The 2909-nt window shown below is 73.5% G+C and carries 3 protein-coding genes; 1 reads left to right on the top strand and 2 read right to left on the bottom strand.

Annotation, left to right across the window (positions count from 1 at the left end; genetic code table 11):
- The first annotated feature begins 94 nt into the window (after positions 1-94).
- Positions 95-1111 carry a zinc-dependent alcohol dehydrogenase gene (locus GL263_RS24425; RefSeq protein WP_182857910.1) on the top strand — a complete coding sequence of 339 codons (1017 nt, stop codon included), beginning with the start codon at positions 95-97 and terminating at the stop codon, positions 1109-1111.
- 97 nt (positions 1112-1208) lie between these two features.
- Here the strand turns inward: GL263_RS24425 and GL263_RS24430 are convergent, their stop codons facing one another.
- Positions 1209-1637 (bottom strand): organic hydroperoxide resistance protein, encoded by a 429-nt coding sequence (locus GL263_RS24430; protein WP_182857911.1) that lies wholly within the window; start codon positions 1635-1637, stop codon positions 1209-1211.
- Positions 1638-1787: 150 nt separating this feature from the next.
- Positions 1788-2819 (bottom strand): NADP-dependent oxidoreductase, encoded by a 1032-nt coding sequence (locus GL263_RS24435; protein ID WP_182857912.1) that lies wholly within the window; start codon positions 2817-2819, stop codon positions 1788-1790.
- Between the last annotated feature and the right edge of the window lie 90 nt (positions 2820-2909).

A 2909-nucleotide genomic window follows, 5' to 3' on the forward strand; every position in this document is an offset into this window, starting at 1 on the left:
CCCCAGGGGAGGGCGGCCCGGGGGAAAGAGCTGCCTCGTGAGAGCGGCCTCGGGGGAGGCGGCGCGGCACCACGCACGACGAAAGCAGGGACACGTGGCCAGAACCGTACGCGCGCTTGTCGTCGACAAGCCCGGTGAGCACCGTCTGGTCGCCGGACCGGTCGCCGAACCGGGACCGGGTGAGGTGCGTATCGCGGTGCACGCCGCCGGACTGTGCGGCGGCGACCTCGAACTGTACGAAGGGGTGCGGCCGCCCGACCGCGCCCGCTACCCCGTCACCCCGGGCCACGAGTGGTCCGGCACGGTCGAGGCCGTCGGCGACGGCGTGGACCCGGGCCTGCTCGGCCGCCGCACGGTCGGCGAGGCCGTCCGCACCTGCCAGGTCTGCGAACGCTGCCGGCAGGGCACCACCGGCTGCGCCGCCGGCGTGGCGCTCACCGGCTACACCGAACCGGGCGGCTGCGCGGACGTGCTGATCGTCCCCGCCCGGTCGCTGCACCCACTGGACGACACCGCCGACCTGCGGTCCGCCGCCCTGCTGGAACCGGCGGCGGCCGCCGCGGCCGCCGTGCTCGCCGGGCGGCCGCGCCCGGGCGACCGGGTCGCGGTGGTCGGCGCCGGTATGACCGGACTGCTCGCCGTGCAGCTGCTCACGGCCTACTCCCCGGCCGCGCTGTACGTGCTCGACCCGTGGCTGCGCCGCGCCGAGCTCGGGCTTGCCATGGGCGCCACCGACGCCCTGCTGCCCACCGAGGCCGACCCGCTGTACGGCCGCTGCGATGTCGTGCTGGTGGCCGGCGGTCCGGCGGCCGGCCTCACCGACGCCTGCCGGCTCGCGCTGCCCGGCGGCCGGATCGTGCTCGCCGGACCGGTCGAGGCGGACGGGCACGGTCTCGACCCGGCGGTGCTCACCGAGCACGAGCTGACCCTGCGGTCCGCCCCCGGCGCCACCCCCGCGTCCTGGGCGCACGCCGTCCGCGCCTTCCGCACCGGCCGGCTGGACCTGGCCCGGCTGATCACCCACGAACTGCCGCTGGACGACTTCGCCCGCGCCCTCCCGCTGCTCGACGACACCGCCCCCGACCACACCAAGGTGCTGCTGCGGCCCTGACCGGGGCGCGCGGGTTCTCATCCCGCACGGCGAGGGGCCCGCCGCCGGCCAAGCCGGCGACGGGCCCCTCGGATCACACGCCTTCCGAGCCGGTGGCTCAGTCGACGGTGATCGTCACCTCTATGTTCCCGCGCGTCGCGTGGGAGTACGGGCACACCTGGTGCGCCTTCTCCACCAGCTCGCGCGCGGTGGCCTCGTCGACGTTCGGGATGCTCGCCGAGATCGCGACCTTCAGACCGAAGCCGCCGGCCGGCGTCTTGCCGATACCGACCGAGGCGGTCACGGTCGAGCCGGAGATGTCGGCCTTGGCCTGCCGCGCCACGACGCCGAGCGCGCCCTGGAAGCAGGCGCTGTAGCCGGCGGCGAAGAGCTGCTCGGGGTTGGTGCCGGCGCCGCTGCCGCCCATCTGCTTGGGCGGGTTGACGACAACCTCCAGGTTGCCGTCGTCGCTGGCGACCTTGCCGTCGCGTCCGTTCTCCGCGGTGGCCACGGCGGTGTACAGGACGTCGATGGGCTGGATGGACATACGGGTTCCTCCAAAAGGAAGTACGGCCGGGGGGCTCGCGCCCACGACCCCGTCGGCCCGGACGAAGTGTAGTGCCCGCGCCGGTGGGCGTCTGCGGCGCGGTGGGGGGGAGTGCTCTGTGGCGGCCCGCCCGGGGACGGGCCCTCGGGCTCAGCCGTCGAGGGCGACGACCATCTTCCCGGTGTTGCTGCCGCGCAACATGCCGATGAAGGCGTCGACGGCGTTGCCGATCCCGCCGACGACCGTCTCCTGGTACTTCAGCTCGCCGCCGGCCAGCCAGCCGGCGACGTCCTGCTGGAAGGCGGGCCGCAGGTCCTTGTGGTCGTTGACGAGCATGCCGGTGATGCGCAGCCGCTTGCCGATGACCATGGCCAGGTTGCGGGGCGCGGCCGGCGGCTCGGTGCTGTTGTACTGGGCGATCATGCCGCAGACGGTGATGCGGCCGTGGGTGTTGAGCGCGCTGATGGCGGCTTCCAGGTGCTCGCCGCCGACGTTGTCGAAGTAGACGTCGATGCCGTCCGGCGCGGCTTCCCGGAGCTGGTCGCGGACCGGGCCGTCCTTGTAGTTGAACGCCGCGTCGAAGCCGAACTCCTCGGTGAGCAGCCGCACCTTCTCCGCCGATCCGGCGCTGCCGACCACCCGGGAGGCGCCCTTCAGCCGGGCGATCTGGCCGACCATGCTGCCGACCGCGCCGGCCGCGCCGGACACGAACACCGCGTCGCCCTCCTTGAAGGAGGCCACCTCCAGCAGGCCCGCGTACGCGGTCAGCCCCGGCATGCCGAGCACGCCCAGATAGGTGCTGAGCGGGGCGGCCTCCGCGGAGACCGGGACCGCGCCGGCGGCGCCGATCGTCGCGTACTCGCGCCAGCCGGCGCCGTGCAGGACGTGGTCGCCGGGCTTGAAGCCGTCGGCACGGGACTCCACCACGACGCCGACCGCCCCGCCGTCCATCGGCTGGTCGAGCTGGAACGGCGGCACGTAGGACTTCACGTCGTTCATCCGGCCGCGCATGTACGGGTCCACCGACATGTACAGGTTGCGGATCAGCAGCTGGCCGTCGTTCGGCGCCTGGACCGGCGCCTCGCGCAGCGCGAAGTCCTCGGGGACGGGCCAGCCGTCGGGGCGCCTGGTCAGGTGCCACTCGCGGGCGGTGGCGGGTACCGGTCGGTTCGGGGCGGTCACGGTGGGGTACCTCCGAATAGTTCAGGCACTGAAGTTTCTGTGGCCCACCCTGCACCTTGATATTTCATGTTGTCAACTAAATGGTTACCC

This window comes from Streptomyces durbertensis, from assembly GCF_014156695.1.
In the GTDB taxonomy this organism is placed as follows: Bacteria; Actinomycetota; Actinomycetes; order Streptomycetales; family Streptomycetaceae; genus Streptomyces; species Streptomyces durbertensis.

Excerpts from the sequence above, each read along its gene's own strand:
- GL263_RS24430 (WP_182857911.1), bottom strand. The coding sequence starts at position 1,637 with ATGTCCATCCAGCCCATCGACGTCCTGTACACCGCCGTGGCCACCGCG.